Here is a 24,597-nt window from a genome sequence, read left to right as displayed (position 1 = left end):
TTGGAAAAGAGGGGCTGCCCATGCAGACGAGGAAGAAGAAATTCAACCCTTTATATGTTGTCCTCATACTTCTGCTCGTCTGCATGACCGTTGGATGTAGCAAGCAGGAAGATGTGAGCGGACAGAACGGAACCTCGACGGACGACCAATCCAATACGCTGGTAATCGGTGCTTACAGTGTAGCCAAAGACGCCGTCGGAGAATTGCTGCCCAAATTTCAGGAAGAATGGAAGGCAAAGACCGGACAGACGGTTCACTTTCAGGAATCCTATGAAGCTTCTGGCACACAAGCCAGAGCCATTGTTGGTGGATTCGAAGCTGATGTTGCGCTACTCGCGATGGAAAGTGATATCGACAAGCTGGTCAAAGCCGATTTGGTCAGCTCCAATTGGAAGCAGGCTCCGAATAAAGGCATGATCACCCGTTCCATTGTAGTTCTGGGTACAAGAGCAGGCAACCCGCTGGGGATTCGTGATTTTGAAGATTTAACCAAGCCAGGTGTTAAAGTGCTTTATCCTAATCCCAAGACGTCAGGCGGAGCACAGTGGGACATTAATGCCATCTATGGTGCAGGGTTGAAGTTATCTGAGAAGGAGCAAGGCAAGAAAGATCCTGCCGTGGCCAAAGCTTTTCTGGAAAAAGTACATGAGAATGTCGAGTCACTGGATAAGAGTGGTCGATCCTCCATGGCGGCTTTCGAATATGGCGTGGGTGACGTGATCGTCACGTATGAAAATGAATTGCTTGCCCGGATTGCCAAGGGTGTAAATTATGACATCGTGGTTCCCAAAAACACGATCCTGATTGAAAATCCGGCAGTTGTCGTGGACAAATATGCAGGTAAGCATGGCAATCGTGAATTGGCGGAGGCTTTTGTAGCCTATCTACGAACACCGGAAGCACAGCGCATTTTTGCCAAGCATGGTTTCCGTTCGGTAGACCCTGAAGTGTTTGCAGAGACGAAGTCCTCGTTCCCAACGCCAGAAGGTCTGTTCGATATTAACTACCTCGGCGGATGGGACAAGGTACGCAGTACACTATATTCCAAACGAGGCGTATGGTACCAGGTGTTAGCCGGGTTGTAAGCCCGTACGAGCATCGTCCTGTTATTGAATTTCAGAAGATGAATTGTCATCCAAACCTTCATTTCACGACACAACGTGAGCTGGAGGTTTTTTGCATTGCTAGACAATAATGTTATTTCATTTAAACCCGATAGGTTAAGTTGGAAAAAATCGTTGCAATTTGTCGAATCCTTGCCTATACTATCTAACAGAACGTTAAATTACAGCGAGGGGAAATATCATAATGAAATCGAAAAAAATGTGGCTGTCATTGATGCTGGTTCTGGTTGTGGCAATCATGAGTGCATGCGGAAGCAGCGGTGACGGAACAAGTTCTTCGTCTAATACCGCAGAAAATACAGCAACAACGGATGATGGGCAACCGAAAGACGGAGGAAGCATCATTATTGCCGTTCAGGACGATCCTAAAGTGATGAATCCGATCTACGCGGGTGACCGTGTAACGTTGACGATTGATCAATCCTTATATGCTCCACTGTTCAATGTGAATGATGGCAAAAAAACGTATGTGCTCGCAGAAAGCGACAGCTTCTCTGATGATCACCTGACGTATACATTGAAGCTGAAAGACGGTCTGAAATGGCATGACGGACAGCCTCTGACAGCCGATGATATTGTGTTCACAATGGATAGCATCCTTGATGAGAAACAGCACAGTTCTTCCCGTAGTCAGTATGTTTTTGATGGCAAACCGGTGAAAGTAACCAAGGTCGATGACCTGACGGTGGAATTCAAATTGCCGGAAGTATCTGCTGCTTTCGAAGGAGCATTGGTTTCTTTCTCTCCAATCCCTAAACACATTTTCGAAGGCGAAGCCGATATTGAGAAAAGCGACAAAAACAACAACCCGATCGGTTCCGGTCCGTTCAAGTTCAAGGAATACCGTCCGGGCGAATACGTAACACTGGAACGTTTTGATGACTACTTTGCAGGCAAAGCTCATCTGGATAGCGTGACGTATCGTGTAGCGAAAGATCCAAATGCAGCGAACCTGGCTTTGCAAAACGGCGAGATTCAAATGCGAATGGTCGACACACAGGATTACAACAAATTGAACGACACAGGCAAATTCAACATGCTGACTTACCCGGAAGGCCGCTTGCAATACATGGTGTTCAACCTGAACGTGCCTTCGATGCAAAAGAAAGAAGTTCGTCAAGCCATCGCTTATGCTTTGGATAAAAATGAACTGATCACCGCTTCGTATTCCTCAGCTGATTTTGCTGAACCGGCTCCGTCCATTCTCACACCGGACACGCTGTACCAAACGGATGATGTTGAGAAATACGACTACAACGTAGAAAAAGCAAAACAATTGCTGGCTGATGCAGGCGTTAGCAACTTGAAATTGCGTCTTGCTTACACAAATACGAACAAACCACAAACAAGCCAAGCGCTGTACATTCAGCAAAAGCTGAAAGACGTGGGCATTGAAGTGGAATTGCTGCCGATGGATGGAACAGCTTATGGTAACCGTACATTGGACATGAACAATACAGACTTTGAATTGTCCTTTGGTGGATACATCATGGGTTATGAGCCAGATGCTTATAAATCTCTCTTCTTGAGTGATGCGGCATACAACTACTCCCATTACAAAAATGCCGATTTCGACAAGCTGTGGAATGAAGCAGCCGTTCAAATTGACGAAACTAAACGTGGTGATTTGTACAAACAAATCCAACAAACTGTAGCAAACGAAATGACTGTATACCCAATTGCCTACACGAAAGCTGTAGTGGCTGTGGATAACACATACGGCGGCGTTGAAGATGCAAATCCAAAACCAGTCGTTATGCTTGAAGATCTGTCCAAAATTTATAAAAAATAATCATATAGAATGAACGTATTGTTTGAACCTTCGAGATTCACAAAGAACGTAGAGGGCAGAAAAAATCTGGAGAAACGACGTGTTCGCCTTTATCACTGGATTTCTTCCTCAAGAAAAGGAAATCAAGAAATCCGGGGATAACAGTAATCGGAAGATTGTTCTGCCATCGGAGTGGCCGATGTGAATCCTTGGTTCAATCCACTTGCGTTCATTCTATATAACAAGCCAATAACGCCGGCCGCGAGGCCGGCGTTGATTCGGAGGTGCCCATGTGAACAACTATATTGTCCGAAGGATCGCACAAGCGATCCCTCTTCTTTTTGTAATCTCCATCGTATCGTTCACCTTGATCAAGCTGGCGCCGGGCGATCCGGTGCTTTCCTTTGTTACCCCGAATATGGGGGCAGAAGATGTGGAGCGTATTCGGCAAAACCTCGGTCTTGATCAACCGATGTACGTGCAATATGTCGTATGGCTCAAAAATGTACTGTCTGGCGACCTTGGCTATTCACTGGTGAACCATCGCCCGGTTGCCGAAATGATTGTTGAACGCTTGCCCGCTACATTCGGATTGATGGGGGCATCGCTATTATTATCTTTGCTGATTTCTATTCCGCTGAGCATGATTGCGGGTTCGCGTCAGAACAGTCTGTTTGACCGTGGACTCAGCTTAATCTCGTATATCGGGATATCGATTCCTAGCTTCTGGTTCGGTATGATGCTGATCTATTTCTTTGCAGTAGAGCTGCACTGGTTGCCAAGTATGGGTATGCGAACGGTTGGTATGGACTCCGCATGGGATATTATCAAACACGGCATTTTGCCATGTACCGTATTGACCTTCATGAACGTGTCCGTGTACATGCGGTATATTCGTTCGAATACAATCAGTCAGTTGGAAGAGGACTATGTCCAAATCCAATATGCCTACGGCGCAACCAAAGGAACGGTACTGCTTCGTCATGTACTCAAAAACGTACTGCTGCCTGTAATCACCATTCTCGGTATGTCTTTGCCGGAGCTGATTGCGGGAGCGTTTATTACGGAGTCCGTTTTCTCGTGGCCGGGGATGGGATCTCTCGGGATTTCGGCCGTTCACGGTTTGGATTATCCAATTATTATGGGCATTACGATGATGTCCTCTGTGCTGCTGGTCGTCGGAAACCTGGTAGCTGATATCTTATATGGCGTGGTAGATCCACGAATCAAGACAACGGGGTGAGACAAAAATGAATTCAATGCGCTGGCGTAATTTACGGACGCAGTTCCGACAGCAGAAACTGGGCCTTGCGGCTGTCATCATATTGGGCATCTTTGTACTCGCATCCCTGTTTGCGTTTCTGTCTCCACATGATCCAAATGAAATTGTAGTGATGGAGCGGCTTCAACAGCCGAGTGCAGATCACTGGTTTGGTACGGACGATTACGGACGGGATTATTTGGCTCGGGCGTTATACGGAGGACGAGTGTCTCTCGCCGTAGGTTTCCTGTCGATGGCAATTGCAGTTATTATGGGAACACTGGTAGGGACGGTTAGTGGTTATTTTGGCGGCTGGGTGGATAATACGTTGATGCGTATTGTTGACGTGCTCATGTCGATTCCATCCTTCTTCCTGATGCTGATCCTGAACGCATATCTGAAGCCGGGGATCGGTACGATTATTGTCATTATCGGGGTGCTGAGCTGGATGAATATTGCCCGGATTGTCAGGGCTGAGGCGATGTCGGTCAAGCAGCGGGAATACGTGCTGTATGCGCGTGTATCAGGCCAAAAGCCTGGCCGGATCATCATGAAGCACATCATTCCCAACATTATTCCAACTATTATTGTCGCAGCAACCATCAACATCGCGAGTGCGATCCTGATGGAATCGTCACTAAGCTTCCTCGGACTGGGCGTCAAGCAGCCGAACTCTTCTTGGGGCAGCATGTTGAATGATGCACAGGGCTTTATTAGTGAAGCGCCATATATGGCGATCTTCCCGGGATTGTTTATTTTGCTGACGGTGCTGTCGTTTAACTTCTTGGGGGATGTGTTCCGCGTAGCCTTCGAGCCTAAAGCGAACAAGCGATAGATAATTGTTTACTGTGAAATGTTTTTGCAATATAGAAGTTGTTCTTATCACGTAGTGTTCCAGTGTGAAATTAATCTTTTAACTTATATAATCGACAACCCATATCATGTAAACAACGGGGTGAATACAATGACAGATTTATTATCGGTCAAACAACTGAAAACGTCCTTTGCAACTCGGGAAGGTGAGGTACAGTCCGTCCGGGGTGTGAGTTTTACGTTAAAAGAAGGCGAAGTGGTTGGGCTGGTCGGCGAGTCCGGAAGTGGCAAAAGTGTTACCGCCCGTTCGCTGATTCGGCTGATCCAGTCGCCGGGCCGGATTACGGATGGTCAGATTCTGTTCCGTGGAGAGGATCTGCTGACCAAGTCGGACAAGGAGCTGCGCAAAATCCGGGGCAACCGCATCTCGATGATTTTCCAGGACCCGATGACATCACTTAATCCAGTGGTTCGTGTAGGCAAACAGATGACAGAGGTCATTCGTCGTCACCGGAAAATGGACAAGTCGGCTGCACGCAAGGAAGCGATTGAGTTGCTGCGGCAAGTGGGCATTCCTTCTCCGGAAGAACGGATTGACCAATATCCACACGAGTTCAGCGGAGGCATGAGACAGCGGGTAATGATCGCCATGGCTCTGTCCTGCAAGCCGGAGTTATTGATCGCGGATGAACCGACGACAGCGCTGGATGTGACCATTCAGGCACAGATTTTACAGCTGATGCAGGAACTAAAAGATTCCACGCAGACATCCATTCTGATGATTACGCATGACCTTGGTGTCGTTGCTCAGGTCTGTACCCGAGTGATTGTGATGTACGGTGGACTTATTATGGAAGAGGGGCCAGTGGAGCGTATTTTCGCTCATCCGCAGCATCCGTATACTCAGGGATTGCTGCGCTCCATTCCGAAGCACGGCGAGGAAGGTGGACGCCAGCGGCTGGCAACCATTGAAGGCACACCGCCCAATCTGCTTCATCCGCCAACCGGATGTCCGTTTATGGAACGTTGCCCACACGCCATGGAAGTATGCAAACAGATGCCTAAGTATACCGAGACTGCACCCGGTCATCGAGCGCTATGCTGGTTGCTGGACGATCAAGGTCGGGAACAACAACAAGTACAAACAGGAGCATCGTCAGAGGAGGTGGAGAAATGAGTACAGGAATCGATCAGCGTGAAGTACTGCTGGACGTGCGTGGTTTGAAAAAACATTTTCCGGTACGTGGTGCTGGCAAAGGCAAAGACGTCGTGAAAGCCGTGGATAACGTCAGTTTTCATATTCACAAGGGAGAAACATTTGGACTGGTTGGTGAATCCGGCTGTGGCAAATCAACGACTGGACGCAGCATCGTGAGACTTTATGATGTGACGGACGGAAGCATTATGTTTGGCGGACAGGACGTTGCGAAAATGAATGAACGCCAGTTGAAGCCTTTTCGCAAACGAATGCAGACGATTTTTCAGGACCCCTATTCTTCACTAAATCCGGGTATGAATGTCCTGCAGATTATTAGTGAACCCATGGAAATTCATAATTATGCTTCAAAAGCAGAGATGAAGGGGCGTGCGCTTGACCTAATGAACCGTGTGGGCCTGAAGCCAGAGCACGCGGAGCGTTATCCACATGAATTCAGTGGGGGGCAGCGTCAGCGGATCAGCATTGCCCGTGCATTGTCGGTGAACCCGGAGTTCATTTTGTGTGATGAGCCGTTGTCTGCTCTGGATGTGTCCGTACAGGCACAGGTGGTCAACATGCTTGAAGATTTGCAGGCAGAGCTGGGACTGACCTATTTGTTTATTGCCCATGATTTGTCGATGGTACGCCACATCTCCAATCGAATCGGTGTGATGTATCGCGGTAAGCTGGTGGAAGTGGCACCAACAGAAGAACTGTACCGTAATCCGGTACATCCGTATACCCAGGCATTGCTGGCAGCAATTCCTGTACCTGATCCAACGGTACGGAACGTTATGCCACCGATCTACAGTGGGGATACCGACCCATCCGCTCGGGGACGGGATGAAGAACCGGAGTGGATGGAAGTTTCACCAGGACACTTTGTATCCGGCTATCGTGACAGGATATAATGGATTAGGAATATCATGGAATAACGATATATAGTGACAGGAAGGTGTGAGTTGGATGAGTGCTGAGTTTAAGTTGTCCCAAAATACAGCCATTCGATTGGAACAGGCTCGTAGCAAAGGCATGTCGGATGCAGCTTTGTTGGAAGCGATACAGGCCAAAGATGTTGCTGCTTTTGATGCCGTGTCTGAGGAGCACTACAGATATGATGATCTTTTCTCCTATGCGGACGAGCATGGCGAGAATCTGGAAGGCGCTGTTAAAGACGGCTACCGGATTACCTTTAACACTCGTGGTGGTCTGGGGATCTACTTGGAGAAGTCCTTCGGATTACAGCCGGAGAAAGACTTCACTGTTGGTGAAGGCATCGTAACCGGGTTGAAATTAAAACCGGAGCAGGCAGATGTTTTGGCAAAACGCCTTGCATCAAACTGGGTCATTACCGAATCCAAAGATGTACCTGAGGGCCAAGAGCTGATGTTGAAGCTGCGGGCTTTGGTTTAGTGAAACAACAGACTGTCCCGTTTGCAGTGAATAACTGCGGCGGGATGGTCTTTTTTTTTTGCAAAAATAGAGGTGGGAGATTACAATTTACATATCATTAATCGGATGGAACATAAATTTGGATGTATTGCTTCCGGGATAGAGAGGGGACTTTCATAATGAATCAGCTAACATTTCTGGGAACCGGGGATGCGATGGGTGTTCCGCGGGTGTATTGTGATTGTGACGTTTGCACAGAAGCCCGACTTACGGGGATCAATCGCCGCAAACGTGCTGCTGTTTTGATTCATAGTGATGGCGAGCACGAACCTTTCATGATTGACTGCGGACCGGACTGGAGATCACAGATGGAAGACCAGGGGATGCGGATGGTGCAGACGCTGCTTATCACTCATGCGCATTTTGATCATATTGGAGGCTTGCCCGAATGGGCAGATGCATGTCGATGGTTGGGTGTAAAAGGGCAGTTGTATGCACCACGGGAGGTGATCACGACCATCCAGAGTCAATTTCCATGGCTCGGTCGTCATATGAATTTCCTGGAAACGGATGCGGATATTGAGCTCGGTGGATGGAAGGTGCATTCCTGGAAAGTTTGCCACGGTCATAATGGCTATTCGTATGCGTATCGATTGGAACGTGAAGGATACACCTGGGCGTATTGCTCGGATGCCATTGATCTGAAAGCTGCGGAGAAGCAGCCGCTATACGGGCTCGATCTGCTGGTACTTGGAACGAGCTTTGTTCATGAACTTGCGGAATTCTCCACACGCTCAGTGTACGATATGGTTGAGGCGCAGGAGCTGTTGCAGGATTTAAAACCGGGTCATACCTATTTTACACATATGTCTCACGACGTCGATGTACGCCAGAATTATGATCTGAATCAGGGGATTACGCTGGCACTTACCGGTCTGAAGGTGAAGCTGGGAGAATAGGACAACAATGCTAAAAATAAATTCAGAAGAGCGTATCCTTTGCCGGAGGTTCTTCGTTTACATAGTGTAAGGCAATTACAGCAAGTGAATTGAAGCAAGATCAATCAGGAACCAACAAAGGGGGGCCCCAAACATGGCCTTTGTGAAGTCCGTGGATTGCAGAATCAACAGACCACATAATGATAAACAGGTTGCACCATATAGCCATTCCGGTGTTCAAACCGGATATTCTTTAGAGCAAACGATTGAAGCTGCGCTTCCGAACCTGCTGGGCTCGTTGTACGCCTACTGTATGTCATTAACTGGTTCAGTCTGGGAGACGGAGGATCTGGTTCAGGATACATGTGTTAAAGCATTATCCTCTTCAGCTACCCAAAGAACGGGAATGACAGAGGACATGAACTGGGAAGCCTATCTCATCCGCGTTGCACGCAACACCTGGATTGACGCCATACGGAAGCGTGAGAACTTGGCAAGCAAATTGGAAAGCATGAAGCCATTTATGCAGGAATTTGAGGAAGAAGAGCGATTCGAGGAAGTTGAGTCCGCTGTTCAAATCCTTGTGGATGAACTGCCACCGTGGCAGCGAGCGATATATATGTTACGTGATTTGATGGGATACACGACGGTAGAGACTGCTGAACTGTTGGATACGACGGAAGGGGCGGTCAAAGCTGCCCTAAGTCGTGCCCGCTCTGCTCTGGCGAAAGTGAGGCACAGCCTGAACGAAACGGATTCTGATCAGACGAATCGATTGGAGGAACATCAGCAAAATCGGGAGGAACTGCGCAGTTATTTACTGGCGTTCCGCAGCGGTGATACAGCCCGTTTAATTGATCTATGCCTGAATCAGACCGATGATCCGATGGCTGTGGCGGGAACGATTTTGCAGCAGACTCTGCCGTCTCAATCAATGCAGCCAGTGATGTACAGTTATTCAAGCTCCGGTACGAATTCCATGTCGTATGGGGGAGGATATACGGTCAGCATGGTTGCATAAACCGGGGAGGCAAAATGCATGAACGTGGTACCTTATGTTGTTGAACAGACAGCCCGCGGAGAGCGGAGCTATGATATTTATTCCCGTTTGCTGAAAGATCGGATCATTATGGTGTCCGGGGAAATTGAGGATCAGATGGCCAATGCGATCGTGGCCCAGTTGTTGTTTCTGACCGCAGAGGACCCGGAGAAGGATATCCAGATGTACATCAACAGTCCTGGTGGTTCCGTAACTGCTGGATTCTCCATCTATGACACAATGCAATTCGTGAAACCTGACATTTCCACGATCTGCACAGGCATGGCGGCTAGCTTCGGTACGATCCTGCTGGTTGGTGGAACAAAAGGGAAACGGCTGGCGTTGCCGAACAGTGAAATCATGATTCACCAGCCGCTTGGCGGAACACGGGGGCAGGCCTCGGATATGTTGATTCATGCCAACCGGATTATCCAGCACCGTCAGCGCCTCAACAAGCTGCTTGCCGATCATACGGGACAGCCGATGGATCGGATTGAAAAGGATACCGACAGAGATTATTTCCTGACCGCTGTGGAAGCCGTCGAGTATGGTCTTGTGGATAAGGTGATTTCCAGTACGTAAGAAAAAAAGGTACCATACGTGCCAAGAAACACGACTAAAAAAACAAGGAAAATGAACAACAAAGTAGCCTGGGAGGTCATTCGACTTTTCGGGCTACTTTGCTGTTTTGTCTGTATTGGGAAAAAATTGAATGATTATTGACTCAGCCCATGTATAGTGTATATATTATATATATACACTATACATGGGCTGGATTGAAACCAGTGAGGTGAGAGAACATGAACATACTAATATCAAACGCATCAAGCGATCCCATCTACATGCAGATTCTAACCCAGATTAGACAGAGCATTTTAAGCGGGGAACTGGTTGCAGGGGAGAGTCTCCCCTCCATCCGTCAACTTGCAAAGGATCTGCAGGTCAGTGTAATTACTACCAAACGTGTCTATGAAGAACTTGAGAAAGAGAAACTGATTGATTCTGTCGTAGGCAAAGGCTCCTTTGTTTCCGGGGCCAATCAGGAGTTTATTCGGGAACAGCGGCTGAAACGAATCGAAGATAAAATGCTCGATATCCTTCGTGAGAGCAAGGAACTGGGCATGAGTGTTCAAGATGTAGTTAAGCATTTTACGTTGCTAGTTGAGGAGGAAGAAGCATGATGAACGCAATTGAGTTGCGCAACCTATCCAAAACGTACCCCTTATTCAAGCTGGATCAGATCACTTTGGAAGTAAAACAAGGTTATATTACCGGACTTATCGGCCCGAATGGGGCGGGGAAAAGCACACTGATCAACCTGATCACCGGCTTGATTCATCCGGACTCTGGGAGCATCAAAACATTGGAAAAAGAGATGCCTGCTCAGGAAGTTAACGTTAAAGAACGCATTGGTATTGTTTCAGATGAATGTTTCTATTATGAGCATCTTACGATCCGTGAAATGAAAAGCATGATTGCTCCTTTTTATAAGAAATGGGATGAAAAGCAATTTAACAACTACCTGGAGCAATTCGAATTGTCTCCCAAAAAGAAGATTGAAGAACTGTCCAAAGGCATGAAAATAAAATTTTCACTGGCTATCGCTTTATCTCACGATGCTGAGCTACTCATCATGGATGAGCCTACATCCGGGCTTGATCCTGTGTTTCGTAGAGAACTGCTTGACCTGCTTGCAGATATGATACAGGACGAAACTCGATCCATTATTTTCTCGACTCATATCACGACGGATTTGGAGCGTATAGCAGATTATATTACATTCATTAATAAAGGAAAGATTGTGTTTAATGAAGCAAAGGATGATGTGCTTGAAAGGTACACGATAGTAAAGGGGGACATGAAGCTGCTTGATGCGGACACGCGAGGACAATTCGTCGGAATCCGTGAGACAGCGGTTGGTTTTGAAGGCTTGGCAGATAACAAGGCGGAGGCAGAACGATTATTTGGCAATTATGCTCTTTTACATAGACCCTCCCTCGAAGACCTTATCTATTTTACGGCCAAGGGGGAAAAGCATTATGCTTAACTTGCTTCGCAAAGATTATATCGCTTTGAAAAGCTCGCTATGGTCCATCCTTTTTTATTTTGTTGTATTCAGTGTCGCATTTATCCCGACAGTGGAAATGTCGATGTATTTTGTAGGGATCTATACCGCTTTTGGCTCGATTATGCTTGCAACCATGATTGATATCAAAAACCATAATCATAAATTTCTTGTCACGCTCCCGCTTAGTCGCAGAAACATTGTGCAAGCAAAGTATCTGTCTGCCGTTCTCTATACGCTTTTTGGAGTTTTCGCTTCGTCAGGCGCTCACTGGCTGGTTAACTTTCTTTTTCCCGAACTGAACAAGCCCGACTTTTCGGTACTGGACATCCTGATTTCGATTGGAATGGTGCTGGTTTTAATTTCGATCTATATGCCTCTTTTTTACGCCCTTAGTAAAAAGGGAGCGGGAATAATTAATACGGTTTTCATGATCGTTCTTATTATTTTAGCGCAACCTGTCGCCTCGCTCTTATATATGGCAGGCGAGAACGGAATGGGTCGTGCTTCGGTTTATGTTTTTGTTTCAGTTTGCATTCTTCTGTTGTTCATTGTCTCCTATTTTGTAACGGTCCGACTGTTTGCAAGGAAAGATCTATAGGATGGATGAAGAAGAATTTCAATAAAAAAACTTTAAAACTTACTTTGCCAGTCGAGAACAGCAGAACAGCAGCCCAAAAAGTAAAGTCGCCAAACGGCGACTTTTTGTGTTACAGAAGATTTAAAATTTGTGACCTGCCAGACAAGCTATCGTTAATCTGCAAATGCAGATTTTGCAAACGTATCATCACGTATTTTCAGCCAACGCAATGAGTCTGCTCATGCCTTCTCGGATTTGCTGCTCGTGAGCATAGGAGAAGGAGAGACGCAGCTTGCGACTGGCGTTCGCATCGGAAGGATCGAATACCGTTCCCGGCACAAAAGCGACGGAATGCTCCATGCATCGGTGAAGCAAGCGCCCCGTATCTACACCTTCCGGAAGCTCCGCCCAGATGTTGAGTCCACCCTCAGGACGAGTCCACGTCCAATTGGTTTGTTGAAGGCACTGTTCCATTACTTCCATCCGCAGTTGAATGGCGGTACGCAGCTTGGACAAGTGCTGGTGCATGCGTGGGGACTGGAAATAACGGAGGAAAAGCTTCTGGTTCAGCAGAGGTGATCCGTTATCTGTCAGTGCTTTTACGGCTTGTAATCCTGGCATGAACCGGGGACGGCACATAATGGCGGCAATCCTCAGACCCGGCACGACATATTTGCTATAGCTGCGAATATAGAGTGTATGACCTGTAGTATCGTATGTGAAGATTGGCGCGGGAGGCTTTTCCTTGAAATAGATATCATAGGTGCTGTCGTCTTCCACCAGAAAACATCCGTACTGTTCTGCCAGTTCAGGTAGCTGTTTGCGCTGCTCGGTCGGAATATTGATGCCCGTAGGGTTTTGGAAGGTCGGCGTCATATAAAATACTCTCGGCTTTTCCTGCTTCATCAGGCGTTCAATCTGTTCCAGATCGTAGCCATGAGGATGAATATCCGTAAAAATTAACTTGGCACCTTGTTTGCGGAAAATTTCCATCGCAGGGCCATACGTTGGCCTCTCCATGAGCACACGGTCACCGGGTCTGACGAGACTGCGGGAGATCACATCAATGGCTTGCTGTGCCCCGGAAGTGATCAGCACTTCATCAGCCGAGATGTAGAAACGTTCTCTCGTCGTCAGATGGCTTGCCAAGGCACTACGCAGCTCCAGATCTCCTTGAATCGTGGAATACGTCCCAAGCAGACGGGGATATAAATCCAGCAAATCCCGCATTAATTCTCCCCAATATCGGTTTGGCAGCAGGGCGGGGTCGATCAATGATTTGGAAAATTGGTATTCCGCCTCAAGGGATTGCACGCGGGCAAGTGAATCCCAATGCAACCAGGCAGAGACTGCCGGGTCATCGGCCTGATCTGTCACGGGAGAAGGGTCAGCAGGGCTGACATAATAACCGGACTTATCCTTGACGTAAACGTTCCCCCGTTCCTTTAATTCCTGATAGGCCTTAAAAACGGTGAGGCGATGTACACCGAGCAGCTCGGACAGGCTCCGCACGGACGGCAGCTTCTCATGCTCTTTCCACTCTCCGGCTTCGATCCGTACAACCAGATAATGTACCACTTGCTCATATAGTTTCAGGCTGTTATCTGTCATCATAATGGCTTTGCCCACCCGGCTCACGCTCCTTTTGAACTCCATTGTAACAGCAAACGGGAACTAACTGTTCTGTTTTATTCATTCTGTTCTGTGGACAGTGCTATATGATGGAGAACAGATGAAGGAGGGGCTAGCATGGTTGCAGTAGCATTTACCGTAATGTGTCTTATTTTTGGAACAACGTTTCTAGCGATTAAAATTGGCGTGGAGGCAGGCATGCCGCCTTTTCTGTCGGCCGGACTACGCTTTATCATTGCAGGTGCTCTAATGTTTGCATGGATGTGGATGAAAGGGAAAGTGAACTTGTCTTTATTATGGCGGAAAGAGATGCTCTTGACGGGTGCGGGACTCACGTTCGGGACCTTTGCGACTTTGTATTGGGCTGAGCAATATGTGAGCTCGGGTGTTGGCGCGATTCTGTCAGCAACAGGTCCACTGATGATTATGGTGATGCAGACAGCGCTGTTGCGTCAAAAAACGTCTGCACGCATGATTGCGGGCTGCCTGATCGGTTTTGCTGGAGTTATCCTCGTCGTGTTGCCGGGTGTATCGATTGGTGGTAGTTCCCTGTGGCTTTGGGGCTGTATTGCCGTATTGGTGGGTGAAGTCTGTTACTCGGCAGGTGCGTTGTACTCCAAAAAGGTCATTAACCAGTTTAAGGAGGCTAATCCTGTAGCGATCAATGCGGTGCAAATGATGTACGGAGGTGTACTGTTATCTGCGCTTTCGGCGGTGACCGAATCGTGGAGCACAACTGGACTGGATTGGATGCCGACGGTATCATCCCTGATCTATCTGACGGTAATCGGTTCGATGGTCGGGCACAGCTTGTTCTACTGGATCATGTCTCGTACCAACCCGTTATTCCCAGCGACCTGGTTATACATTTCCCCTCCGATTGCGGTCGGGCTTGGGGCGGTTCTCTACAATGAGCATGTAAGCTGGATTACCTGGTTGGGAGTTGCTCTAATCGTTTCAGGTTTGCTGGCGATGAATGAAAAAGTAATGAACTTGCTGAAGAGGGGCAAACGCACAACTTCAACTTCATTGGGTCAGACTTCCAAATTCATGGTAAAATAGGGAATATATATTTTATGCAGGAATGAGGCGAGACATCCATTTGAATAGACAGGGGATCGGTGCTGTTTTATTGTTTGCGGGAATCGTGCTCTATGGCATGATCCATATTGGGACCATTATTCATTTACCGGACGTAACGATCTGGTTCAATCAATGGGGCCGTTATCTGCAAGCCACTTTTGAAACGGGTGGCATCATTGGACTTATCTTGGCCATTCTTTTATTCATTATAGGAGTAACACTCCTGCTTCCTAGGCCATTGGCCGATTTATCCAAAGGGAGAGTAATGAAGGAGATCAGTGAGCGGAATCGTGAATTTGACGAGAAGTATGGCAAAATAGAATAATTAACAGTTTTATTACAGAAACAGCCCTGCACAAGCGATTCATCACCGTGCAGGGCTGTTTCATTGTATCTTGAAATAACATGTTTTATATGGACTCGACCTCTTAAAAGCTTACTCTGCGTTCAGTACAAACTTCTCAATCACTTGCTTCACGCCGTCTTCGTTATTGCTCGCGGTAATGTAATCTGCCAGCTCTTTCAGAGCAGGGATCGCATTCCCCATCGCTACACCAAGACCAGCGACTTCTAACATCTCATGGTCATTCCAGGAATCCCCGATGGCAATGCACTCGCTCAATTGGTGACCGAAGTGATCTGCCAGGAAGGTTAGTGCATGGCCTTTCGTTCCTTCGCGGTGCATGATTTCAAGGAAGTATGGCTTGGACTTGGTGATGTGTACTTCTGATCCGAGCAGTTCGCGCAGGGCAACCGCAACCTCATCCAAGTAATCCGGCTCATCGATGATGAGCAGTTTCGGTGTTTTTTGCTCGATCACTTTGATGAAATCCGGTTCGATGTGGTACTGAGTGCCATTCAGTTTGGCGTAGTCACGCAGCTTGTCGTTTTCTTCACGGGCGAAAAGTTTGTCGTCAATGTACGTCTGCAGGTGCAGATTATGCTCCAGGCAGTAGTCGTACAATTTGCGGGAAGCGTCCTGTGGAACGTAGCGTTCGTAGAGTACTTTTTCGTCCAGCAAGTTTTTCACCAAAGCGCCTTGATACGTAATGATTGGCACGTTCAGCTTCGTTTGGCGAGCGAGTGCTTGTGCAGAAGCATAGGCACGTCCGGTTGCCAGTGTTACAACGACACCATGAGCTACCGCTTGTTCCAGGGCAGTCTGTGTTGCAGGCGTTACTTCCTTGTTATCGTTGATCAGGGTATCATCAATGTCAATTGCGATTAATTTGTAGGTCATCTGTGTTTCTCTCCTTTTTTATCTGTATCTATAACAACGAACGAATAGATAGCATTACACGAGACCACTCCGACTGCAGATTCATCTTTCGATCGCTGTTATCCCCGGATTTCATTGAATCCATCCCCCAGAGGGGAAATCCGGGGATAAAGGCGAACGCTTCGCTTCTTCAGATTGATTCTGCCTTCTCCGTTAACGTGTAATTCTGGAATTCGTTCTAAAATTATACTCACATCTAAATTTTATTCTTCAAGGAAAATGAGGCCAATAAAGTCCTCCAGCTCCAGGTTACCGAAGTAATGTTTTACATCCAGACCCTCAAGTGCAGTACGCACCTCAGATTCCTCGTAACGCTTGCCACGCAGCATATCTTCGATATCCGCCACATCGCCTACGCCGAAGAAATCACCAAAGATTTTGATATCTTCAATCCGTCCATCTTTGATATTCATGCGCAGATCAATGATGCCGACAGGGAATTTACGTGTATGCTTCACATTGCTTTCCGGGGAAAGCCCGTAGTTCCAGTCCCAATTGTTATAACGCTCAGCAGAGATTTCGTTGATCTTGTCCCAATCTTTCTCTGTGAGTTCATATTGAGGAACATCTTGTGGCTCCATGCGGAAAATGTGACGCAGCAGCTCGTCCCGGAATTGTTCAATGGTCAGATTGCTGTCGATCAGATCACGAATATTGGCAACACGGCTGCGTACGGATTTGGTGCTCTTGGACTTGAACTTCTCCGGATTAACGTTGAGTGAAGCCTGAACGTGGTCGAGATTCAGGTTAAACATCAATGTGCCATGACTGAACATGCGGCCACGCGTAGAGAATTGGGCATTGCCCGAAATTTTCTTCTCTCCGACTTGCAGATCGTTGCGTCCCGTCAATTCGGCATTAACCCCAAGCTCTTGCAGGGCTTCCACCACAGGCTGTGTGAATTTGCGGAAATTATGGAAGGATTGTCCGTCATCCTTGGTAATAAAGCTGAAATTGAGGTTGCCCAGATCGTGATAAACGGCTCCGCCTCCCGAAAGACGACGTACGACTTGAACACCGTTATCCTGAACATACTCAATGTTGATCTCTTCAATGGTATTCTGGTGTTTTCCGATAATAATGGACGGGCGGTTGATGTAAAACAGCAAGTAACTGTCATCCATCGGCAGATGCTTCAGAATGTATTCCTCAATGGCGAGGTTTACAGAAGGATCTGTAATGCCCTGGTTATCAACAAACAGCATGGTCATTCCTCCATTAATGTATGTGAGGGATGCATATCCCTTATGTAGTGATGCTTTACGGAATCGAAATTCCTTCTCTATTGTAAACGAATTGTCGAAAGGACACAAAGAAATTGAAGCCGCAAAGGGCTTGAATAGCCAAATCAGGATTGACCCCTGCCTGCCACCACATCCATAATAAAAAGGACATGCAGAAAGGATGACGGACAGGATGACCGGTTTAATTGAAGTTTTCGGACATGGCGGTGATGTGGAGACGGCCGCGGCACGTTTTGGAGGGAATCCTGCGGATTTCCTCGATTTTAGCGCAAACATAAATCCTTTGGGTCCACCTCGGGAAGTACTGGAGGCTCTGGAGCAAGGATTACATATGGTACTTCGTTACCCCGATCCGGGCCATCGGGCGTTCAAAATGTTGCTTAGTGACCGACTGGGTTTAACCCCGGATCACATATCTGTGGGCAATGGGGCGGCGGAAAGTATGGCTCTAATCTTACTTGGACTCGCGCCTCGTAGAGTAGGTACGGTAGAGCCCGGCTTTTCAGAGTACAGTGCATTATCCAGACAATTTGGAGCAGAAGTCCACCATGTTCAAGGACGGGAAGAGCTGGACTGGCGAGCAGAACCGGAAGATATTGAGAAGCTGATGGAGCGGGTGGACCTGCTATTCCTTGGACAGCCCAACAACCCCAATGGGGTACAGTATCCGGTGGACGTTCTGCAACGGCTTGCTCGTAAAGCAGAGACAACAGGCACAATATTGGTTGTCGATGAGGCATTTATCGATTTTATTGCTGAATCACAGCGGCAATCGCTGGCGTCCAGCTTGAAAGAGTATCCGCAAGTGATCATCATTCGTTCAATGACCAAGTTTTATGCGATACCAGGCCTGCGTCTGGGTTATGCGATGGGGCGTCCCGAACTGATCCGTGCCATGACAGAGAAACAAGTCACCTGGAGTGTGAATGGGCTGGCACTGATCGCAGGAGAAGCCTGTTTGCGCAGCGGAGAGGATTTTGAACAGGAGACATTGGCACTGGTTTCACACGAGCGGGGGAGATTAACGGAAGGCCTGAAGGCTTTGGGATGTAAGGTGACGCGAGGGGAAGCGAACTTTATACTGGTAGCTCTGCCAGAGCCGTGGACAGCGACGTCCATCCAGGCTGCCCTCGGTGAACGCGGTATACTGATCCGAAGCTGCGCAATGTATCCCGGACTTGGGGAACGACATGTACGTTTTGCGGTCAAGGACGCGGAGGCTAACGGACGTTTGCTGGAAACGATAGGAAATGTAATTACGTCTAATCCGACAACCGGATTAGAGGCAGGGGGACAAAGCGATGGCACTGCCATTCTATAATTATTATTCCCATGTACAAAAGGACCAAAATGAATACAGATCTTCTGTATGGCCAGGATTATTCGTCTCTGCACATGAACGGCATATTAAAGCGTCCAGCCCCTCTGTTGTAACAGCACTCTCCAGTGCCGTGTATGAGGGCGGCATGATTGAACTGGATCGTATATTCAACATCTATGTGGACAAACATTATCGCTGTGACGATCCACCACGTGATATTGCTGATCTGTTGAGTGAATGGCAGGAGCAGCAGGATCAATGTGCCGGTCTTCTGACTGCCGTTCGATTGGAGCACACAGCGATCCAGGAATGCGAAAGTGATGAGTTCGGATTACTTTGCTGCACTACAGCAGGGGTATCCAATGCTGCACGGGCGGGTTCTGCAAGAACCGTGTTTGATGCTGCGGGGAATGAGATGAGCAATGGGACGGTGTCCCAGAAAATTGGGAAGGTTTCGACTTCAACCTATACTCCCGGTACGATCAATATCATGTTGTGGATGAATGGGCGTATGACTGCTGGAGCGATGGTGAATGCCATTCAGACTGCGGTAGAGGCGAAGGCCGCTGCGTTAGCTGATTTCGGTGTGGCCGATTCAGAGAATGGTCTAACCGCAACCGGAACAACAACGGATGCCATCGTACTCGCGGTAAGCCAGGCTGAAGTAAATAAACCGCTCATCAGTTACGCCGGGACGGCTACGGTCATGGGTGCAGCGATCGGCAGGCTGGTGTATGAGACGATAATGGAAAGCCTGAAAGCCGCGCAGGAGTGGAAAGAGAGGAATAACAAGCAATGACATCTCTGCTGATTCAATGGGCTTCTTGGCCGATCTGGACGGGAATGGCTGGAGCCTGGATTATTGTAGGAGCATACATATTGGATCGCTGCATCGGAGATCCACGCTGGATTCCCCATCCGGTGATTGGCATGGGAAAGGCCATCTCTGCACTGGAGCGAGCGATAAGGTCGCGGGTGGATTCGAACCAGGCTCTCCAAAGAGCTGGCGTTTTATTTCCACTTTTGATTGCAGGCGGTTCTTTTGCACTGACTTGGGGATTAATCTATGTGCTGGGTCTTATACATCCCGTTGTTGCGGTTGTGGCAGAAGTGGTGTTAATCGCAACCACCATTGCCTCGAAAGGTTTGAAGGATGCAGGTATGGAAGTTTACCGCCATTTAAGTCAACAGGATTGGCCTGCGGCGAGACGTTCACTGGGTATGATTGTAGGACGTGATACGGCTCATCTGGATGAACCGGAGATTGTGCGAGGAACGGTGGAGACTGTGGCGGAAAATATCGTGGATGCAATCGTCTCTCCACTGTTCTATGCCCTGATTGGTGGTGCACCACTTGCCATGGCCTATCGGGCGGTGAATACACTGGACTCCATGGTGGGTTATAAAAATGAAAAATATCTGCATCTCGGCTGGGCGTCTGCCCGTCTGGATGATTGGGCCAACTGGATTCCCGCACGTCTTACTGCCTTGCTGTTAATTATGGGAGCCTGGTTCATGAAGATGGATGCCAGAGGGGCAGCACGCATGGTGTCCCGGGATGCACGACTGCACCCAAGCCCGAATAGCGGTTTTCCCGAGTCAGCGGTGGCCGGAGCGCTGGGCATAAGACTTGGTGGACATAACGTATATCACGGCGTTGCTTCATTTCGCGCATATATGGGCGAGCCTACAAGACGGATGGAAGCAGAAGATATTGTACGAACAACACGGCTTATGTTCTGGTCGGCAGGTTCTTTTGTTTTATTATGTTGGTTGGTCACCTTCGGGATATGGTCTGCTGGAGGTGCACTGTTATGGAGATAGAAGCTGGACATGGTGGCATGCAAAGCCGTGAGATTATTTTGATACGTCATGGTACAACGGCGTGGAACTTGGAAAAAAGGTATCTTGGGCATACTGACATCGGACTGTTGCCTGAGGCAAAGCAGGAGCTATCTTCACTGCGTGAGCAGTGTAGCGATATCACATGCGACGCCTTGTATTGCAGTGATATGCTGCGTTGTCAGCAGACACTTTCACACATTGCATCGTCCCAAATGGGACAGGCCAAGCTTGATGCCCGACTAAGGGAGATCGACTTTGGTCAGTGGGAGGGGTTGACCTACGATCAGCTCAAGGACAATCCGCAGTACCGAGACTGGATCGATGCGCCGCATGAGGTAACGCCACCGAGTGGCGAGCCTTGGACAGCATTTGCAGCGCGGATTGATTCATTTATGGAAGAGTGTCTGATGTCCTTTTCACCAATACTGCACTCTCGCAGCATAAACGTGCCAAAAGTAGCCGTGATTACGCATGGCGGTGTTATTCGTTATATTGTGTCACGTCTCATTCCGAATCAAGATTTCTGGGATACGCAGGTAGTACCAGGACAAGCGATAAAGATCCGGCTGGCTGGCGATGGGGATAGCTGGGTTGGAACCAGATTGACTTTTCCGTAAATCGGGTTGTAAGGATGTACAATATAACCTATAATCACAACAGAAGTGTGACTTAGCAAGTGCATCATCGGATGGAGGCTCAACAAGCCCTGCCAACGATGCAGGATGCTCACTTGAATGGTTAAACAATATTAGCGACCATGGGTCCCGAGTGCATGCAGTAATGTTTCATGCTTTTATATAAGGCGATGAACGGCAAACGGGTGAAATAGGGAAGCCGGTGTAAATCCGGCACGGTCCCGCCACTGTAAATCAGGATGAATTCCTGTAAGTCAGGTTACCTGCCCTGGACGTATAAACCGGTGTTCCTTCGAGGAAAGGACAGCGTTTCGGGCAGTTCTCTGTGCATATACAGCGCCAAGCTGATCATGCACAGATCGCCACATGCGAGACGTCATCCCTGATCCTGACCCAAGGATTGGGGATTTTATTTTTTCGGAACACAAATTCAAGCGGAATTGGGACAGGAGCACTACTCACTAGAATGGATAGAGAAGGGGAGAATGAACACAATGAATTTCAAGACATGGAAAGGCGTAGCGTCACTGCTGAGCGCAGCGATGCTGGCACTGACGTTGGCCGGATGTGGTACAACAACAAACGAGGGTACAGGAACCTCGCAACCTGCACAGGAGCAATCCCAGGAACAGGCTAAAACAGATCTCAAAACACAATATCCACTCACGGTTACAGATGCTACGGGTGAATCGTTTACCTTTGACAAAGCACCAGCCAAAATCGTATCCGTATCTCCGGCTGAAACGGAATCCCTGTTCGCACTCGGATTGGACGAGCAGATCGTAGGGGTATCCGACTATGACGACTATCCGGAAGCAGCAACAAAGAAACCAAAAATGGGCGGCATAACAAAGCCTAATGAAGAGTCGATCATTGCAGCTGAAGCTGACATCGTATTTACAGGTATCTCGATGAGCAAAGAGTCGGTGAAGAAACTGCGCGATCTGGGCATTACCATTTTCAAAACAGATCCTAAATCAGTGGATGATGTGATGAATAACATTGAAACTTTTGGTGAAATCACGGATCATCAGGAAAAAGCACAGGAGATCATCACCCAGATGAAAAAAGATGTGGCTGATGTAACTGAAGCTGTGAAGGCAGTTAAACCAGAAGAAAAGAAAAAAGTATACGTTGAATTCTCCCCAGGCTGGACTGTGGGTAAAGGCGAATTCATGGATGAATTGATCACACTTGCCGGAGGAAACAACGTAGCTTCCGACTTGACTGGCTGGAATCAGATTAATGAAGAGAACATTATTGCTTCTAACCCGGACGTCATTCTATATGCGAACGATGTCATTGATGAAAATTCCAAAACATTGGATCAAATCATCAAAGCACGCAGCGGATGGGATCAAATCACGGCTGTGAAAAACGATGCAGTCATCGGTCTGGATGCCAACCTGTTGAGCCGTCCGGGACCACGGGTAACCCAAGGTCTGAAAGAAGTAGCCAAAGCGATCTATCCTGATCTGTTCAAATGAGTAAAAAGCTGGCAGTGTACGGAACGGCCGGAATTGTGCTGCTTGTGTTAACCGTGCTCATCTGCACGGGCATCGGTTCGGTTGCCCTGCCTGTCCGGGACATTGCGGGCATCTTGCTTCATCGCATTCCCTGGCTGGGCGACTGGATTGTTCCTGACTGGAATACGGCAGCAGAACAGATTATATGGAAGGTCAGATTCCCACGTGTACTGCTTGCCGTGCTTGTAGGTGCATCGCTGGCGATTGCTGGAACTGGATTCCAGGGGGTTCTTCGTAACCCTCTGGCTGATCCGTTTACCCTGGGCGTATCGTCCGGTGCATCGGTAGGTGCGGCTTTTCTGATTTTTTTCGGATTGCAGTATGCGCTGATTGGGATCTGGACTCTGCCATTGGTCGCGTTTCTGACGGGAGTAATCACATTGTGGTTTGTGCTGGCCCTCGCTCGTGAGGGACGCAAAATACCGACACACAGCCTCATTCTGGCTGGCGTGGTCATGCAAAGTTTCCTGGGAGCAGTCGTCTCCTTCCTGTCGACCATGTCGAAACAGACAATCACTGAAATTATATACTGGACGATGGGAAGTCTGGCACTGCGTGGGTGGTCGTATACGGCCATCCTTTTCCCGTATTTTGTACTGGGGCTGATTTTCCTCTGGAGCCGTGCGCGTTCGTTGAATGTGCTTGCCTTGGGGGAACGACAGGCTGCTCATATCGGGGTTAAGGTGGATGGATTGAAGCTGTCGGTGTTAGCTGTGGGTACGCTGCTTACGGCAGGCGCTGTCTCCGTATCGGGCGTGATTGGCTTCGTCGGATTGGTCATTCCGCATATTCTTCGGCTCATCGTCGGACCTGATTATCGATTGCTGGTGCCTTTGTCCGCGATTGGGGGAGCCATCTTCATGGTCTGGGCAGATACGATTGCACGCTCATTGCTGGCCCCAACCGAAATTCCGCTGGGTGTGGTTACGGCTTTCGTTGGAGCGCCATTCTTCGCGTATCTGCTACACCGGAACAAAAAGCTGCGGAAGGGGATGATGCCATGAGCACATTCATGAAAACAGACCTTACCGAGAGCCGGCCGATGATAGAGGTCACGGAAGCTGGTAAAATGTATGGTAACCATCGGGCTCTGCATGCAGTGGACTGGAAAGTCAAAGAGGGTGAATGGTGGGGCGTTGTTGGTCCAAACGGCAGTGGCAAATCGACCCTGATTCAGCTACTTGCCGGAACCGAACAGCCGAACGCAGGCAGCATACAGATTGATGGACGCGACATTTCCTCATACACCCGTAAAGATTTGTCACGTATGATTGCGGTCTTGCAGCAGGATGGTCTGCCGGCCATCTCTTATCCCGTAAGAGATGTTGTCGAGATGGGACGTTACCCTTATCAGAACTGGCTTGGCAAAGAAACGTCGGATGGAGCAGCAGTAGTTGATAAGGTGTTAGAGGAGTTGGGTCTGAGTGACATGGCCGAACGACCTTTGGATGCACTGAGTGGCGGACAACGGCAGCGGGTTGCGCTTGCCAAAGTCATGGCTCAGGAACCCAGGCTATTATTGCTTGACGAGCCAACCACCTTTCTCGATATCAAATATCAATTGCAATTCATGGAGTTATTATCAGCGTGGCGTCAAAAAAATCATATTACGATTGTGGCGGTGCTGCATGATCTGAACCTGGCCGCACAATTTTGCGATCATATTCTGGCGCTGCGTGACGGGACTTGTGTAGGCAGTGGCACACCCCATTCGTTGATGACGGAAGAGAACATCCGGGAGATCTTCCGGGTGAGCCCGGCCATGGTGAATCATCCCGACAATGGATTGCCACAGCTTTTGCTAAGACGAGAGAAGAAATGAATGAAGCGGGGGATACCCTATATTTTAAT

Annotated in this window: 25 protein-coding genes and 1 riboswitch; of the genes, 22 read left to right on the top strand and 3 right to left on the bottom strand. The window is 48.3% G+C overall.

The window, feature by feature from the left end; genetic code table 11:
- The first annotated feature begins 20 nt into the window (after positions 1–20).
- The 13 genes from BUA17_RS16255 (at position 21) to BUA17_RS16195 (ending at position 12,202) form a co-directional block, all read left to right on the top strand.
- On the top strand, positions 21–1,085 hold the full coding sequence (locus tag BUA17_RS16255; RefSeq protein WP_072734270.1) for a sulfate ABC transporter substrate-binding protein: 1,065 nt from the start codon (positions 21–23) through the stop codon (positions 1,083–1,085).
- A gap of 223 nt (positions 1,086–1,308) precedes the next feature.
- Positions 1,309–2,916 (top strand): ABC transporter substrate-binding protein, encoded by a 1,608-nt coding sequence (locus BUA17_RS16250; RefSeq protein ID WP_064639958.1) that lies wholly within the window; start codon positions 1,309–1,311, stop codon positions 2,914–2,916.
- 271 nt (positions 2,917–3,187) lie between these two features.
- On the top strand, positions 3,188–4,138 hold the full coding sequence (locus BUA17_RS16245) for an ABC transporter permease (protein ID WP_064639956.1): 951 nt from the start codon (positions 3,188–3,190) through the stop codon (positions 4,136–4,138).
- Between the two features lie 7 nt (positions 4,139–4,145).
- Entirely contained in the window at positions 4,146–4,991 is an 846-nt protein-coding gene (locus tag BUA17_RS16240) for an ABC transporter permease (RefSeq protein ID WP_053781729.1), read from the top strand.
- A 129-nt stretch (positions 4,992–5,120) separates the two neighbouring features.
- Positions 5,121–6,146, top strand: coding sequence for an ABC transporter ATP-binding protein (locus tag BUA17_RS16235; RefSeq protein ID WP_072734269.1), 1,026 nt, complete (start codon positions 5,121–5,123; stop codon positions 6,144–6,146).
- Positions 6,143–7,078, top strand: a complete 936-nt coding sequence (locus tag BUA17_RS16230; RefSeq protein WP_063564391.1) for an ABC transporter ATP-binding protein — start codon at positions 6,143–6,145, stop codon at positions 7,076–7,078. The genes BUA17_RS16235 and BUA17_RS16230 overlap by 4 nt, the downstream gene beginning before the upstream one ends.
- A gap of 55 nt (positions 7,079–7,133) precedes the next feature.
- Positions 7,134–7,580 (top strand): hypothetical protein, encoded by a 447-nt coding sequence (locus tag BUA17_RS16225; protein WP_072734268.1) that lies wholly within the window; start codon positions 7,134–7,136, stop codon positions 7,578–7,580.
- Between the two features lie 158 nt (positions 7,581–7,738).
- Positions 7,739–8,518: an MBL fold metallo-hydrolase gene (locus BUA17_RS16220; RefSeq protein ID WP_072734267.1), complete on the top strand. Its 780-nt coding sequence runs from the start codon at positions 7,739–7,741 to the stop codon at positions 8,516–8,518.
- 133 nt (positions 8,519–8,651) lie between these two features.
- Positions 8,652–9,518: an RNA polymerase sigma factor gene (locus BUA17_RS16215; RefSeq protein WP_072734266.1), complete on the top strand. Its 867-nt coding sequence runs from the start codon at positions 8,652–8,654 to the stop codon at positions 9,516–9,518.
- 18 nt (positions 9,519–9,536) lie between these two features.
- A complete protein-coding gene (gene clpP / locus BUA17_RS16210; RefSeq protein WP_072734265.1) occupies positions 9,537–10,118 on the top strand; it encodes an ATP-dependent Clp endopeptidase proteolytic subunit ClpP in 582 nt (193 codons plus the stop codon).
- Positions 10,119–10,336: 218 nt separating this feature from the next.
- Positions 10,337–10,717 carry a GntR family transcriptional regulator gene (locus BUA17_RS16205; RefSeq protein WP_063564387.1) on the top strand — a complete coding sequence of 127 codons (381 nt, stop codon included), beginning with the start codon at positions 10,337–10,339 and terminating at the stop codon, positions 10,715–10,717.
- Positions 10,717–11,583, top strand: coding sequence for an ABC transporter ATP-binding protein (locus BUA17_RS16200; protein ID WP_072734443.1), 867 nt, complete (start codon positions 10,717–10,719; stop codon positions 11,581–11,583). The genes BUA17_RS16205 and BUA17_RS16200 overlap by 1 nt, the downstream gene beginning before the upstream one ends.
- Positions 11,576–12,202 (top strand): ABC-2 transporter permease, encoded by a 627-nt coding sequence (locus tag BUA17_RS16195; RefSeq protein WP_072734264.1) that lies wholly within the window; start codon positions 11,576–11,578, stop codon positions 12,200–12,202. Before BUA17_RS16200 ends, BUA17_RS16195 begins: the two co-directional genes overlap by 8 nt.
- Positions 12,203–12,388: 186 nt before the next feature.
- Here the strand turns inward: BUA17_RS16195 and BUA17_RS16190 are convergent, their stop codons facing one another.
- Positions 12,389–13,810: an aminotransferase-like domain-containing protein gene (locus BUA17_RS16190; protein ID WP_231952662.1), complete on the bottom strand. Its 1,422-nt coding sequence runs from the start codon at positions 13,808–13,810 to the stop codon at positions 12,389–12,391.
- A gap of 120 nt (positions 13,811–13,930) precedes the next feature.
- On the opposite strand from BUA17_RS16190, the gene BUA17_RS16185 reads away from it, so the two are divergent.
- Complete coding sequence (locus tag BUA17_RS16185; RefSeq protein ID WP_072734263.1) at positions 13,931–14,875, top strand: DMT family transporter; 945 nt, start codon at positions 13,931–13,933, stop codon at positions 14,873–14,875.
- Positions 14,876–14,915: 40 nt separating this feature from the next.
- Positions 14,916–15,221 (top strand): hypothetical protein, encoded by a 306-nt coding sequence (locus BUA17_RS16180; RefSeq protein ID WP_063564383.1) that lies wholly within the window; start codon positions 14,916–14,918, stop codon positions 15,219–15,221.
- Between the two features lie 111 nt (positions 15,222–15,332).
- Here BUA17_RS16180 and BUA17_RS16175 read toward each other — a convergent pair whose 3' ends face one another.
- Both BUA17_RS16175 and BUA17_RS16170 read right to left on the bottom strand, forming a co-directional pair.
- A complete protein-coding gene (locus BUA17_RS16175; RefSeq protein ID WP_072734262.1) occupies positions 15,333–16,136 on the bottom strand; it encodes a Cof-type HAD-IIB family hydrolase in 804 nt (267 codons plus the stop codon).
- 242 nt (positions 16,137–16,378) lie between these two features.
- Entirely contained in the window at positions 16,379–17,380 is a 1,002-nt protein-coding gene (locus tag BUA17_RS16170) for a lipoate--protein ligase (protein WP_063564381.1), read from the bottom strand.
- 211 nt (positions 17,381–17,591) lie between these two features.
- Here BUA17_RS16170 and cobD point away from each other — a divergent pair, with 211 nt between their 5' ends.
- From cobD to BUA17_RS16135, 7 genes are all read left to right on the top strand, one after another.
- Positions 17,592–18,740 carry a threonine-phosphate decarboxylase CobD gene (cobD, locus tag BUA17_RS16165; RefSeq protein WP_139295673.1) on the top strand — a complete coding sequence of 383 codons (1,149 nt, stop codon included), beginning with the start codon at positions 17,592–17,594 and terminating at the stop codon, positions 18,738–18,740.
- Positions 18,721–19,539 carry an adenosylcobinamide amidohydrolase gene (locus BUA17_RS16160; RefSeq protein ID WP_072734260.1) on the top strand — a complete coding sequence of 273 codons (819 nt, stop codon included), beginning with the start codon at positions 18,721–18,723 and terminating at the stop codon, positions 19,537–19,539. Before cobD ends, BUA17_RS16160 begins: the two co-directional genes overlap by 20 nt.
- 44 nt (positions 19,540–19,583) lie before the next feature.
- Positions 19,584–20,564 carry an adenosylcobinamide-phosphate synthase CbiB gene (gene cbiB / locus BUA17_RS16155; RefSeq protein ID WP_072734442.1) on the top strand — a complete coding sequence of 327 codons (981 nt, stop codon included), beginning with the start codon at positions 19,584–19,586 and terminating at the stop codon, positions 20,562–20,564.
- Entirely contained in the window at positions 20,555–21,202 is a 648-nt protein-coding gene (locus BUA17_RS16150) for a histidine phosphatase family protein (RefSeq protein ID WP_072734259.1), read from the top strand. Before cbiB ends, BUA17_RS16150 begins: the two co-directional genes overlap by 10 nt.
- A gap of 166 nt (positions 21,203–21,368) precedes the next feature.
- Positions 21,369–21,506: riboswitch (cobalamin riboswitch) on the top strand.
- Between the two features lie 199 nt (positions 21,507–21,705).
- The gene (locus tag BUA17_RS16145; RefSeq protein WP_072734258.1) at positions 21,706–22,707 is read left to right on the top strand and encodes an ABC transporter substrate-binding protein; all 1,002 of its coding nucleotides are present in this window, start codon (positions 21,706–21,708) and stop codon (positions 22,705–22,707) included.
- Positions 22,704–23,750, top strand: coding sequence for a FecCD family ABC transporter permease (locus BUA17_RS16140; protein ID WP_072734257.1), 1,047 nt, complete (start codon positions 22,704–22,706; stop codon positions 23,748–23,750). Before BUA17_RS16145 ends, BUA17_RS16140 begins: the two co-directional genes overlap by 4 nt.
- A gap of 38 nt (positions 23,751–23,788) precedes the next feature.
- Complete coding sequence (locus tag BUA17_RS16135; RefSeq protein WP_244552173.1) at positions 23,789–24,568, top strand: ABC transporter ATP-binding protein; 780 nt, start codon at positions 23,789–23,791, stop codon at positions 24,566–24,568.
- The last annotated feature ends 29 nt before the right edge of the window (positions 24,569–24,597 follow it).

This window comes from Paenibacillus sp. ov031, assembly GCF_900143165.1.
GTDB classification, from domain to species: Bacteria; Bacillota; Bacilli; order Paenibacillales; family Paenibacillaceae; genus Paenibacillus; species Paenibacillus marchantiae.
Note: the sequence above shows the minus strand (reverse complement) of the source record. Positions and strands in the feature narration are given on the sequence as shown.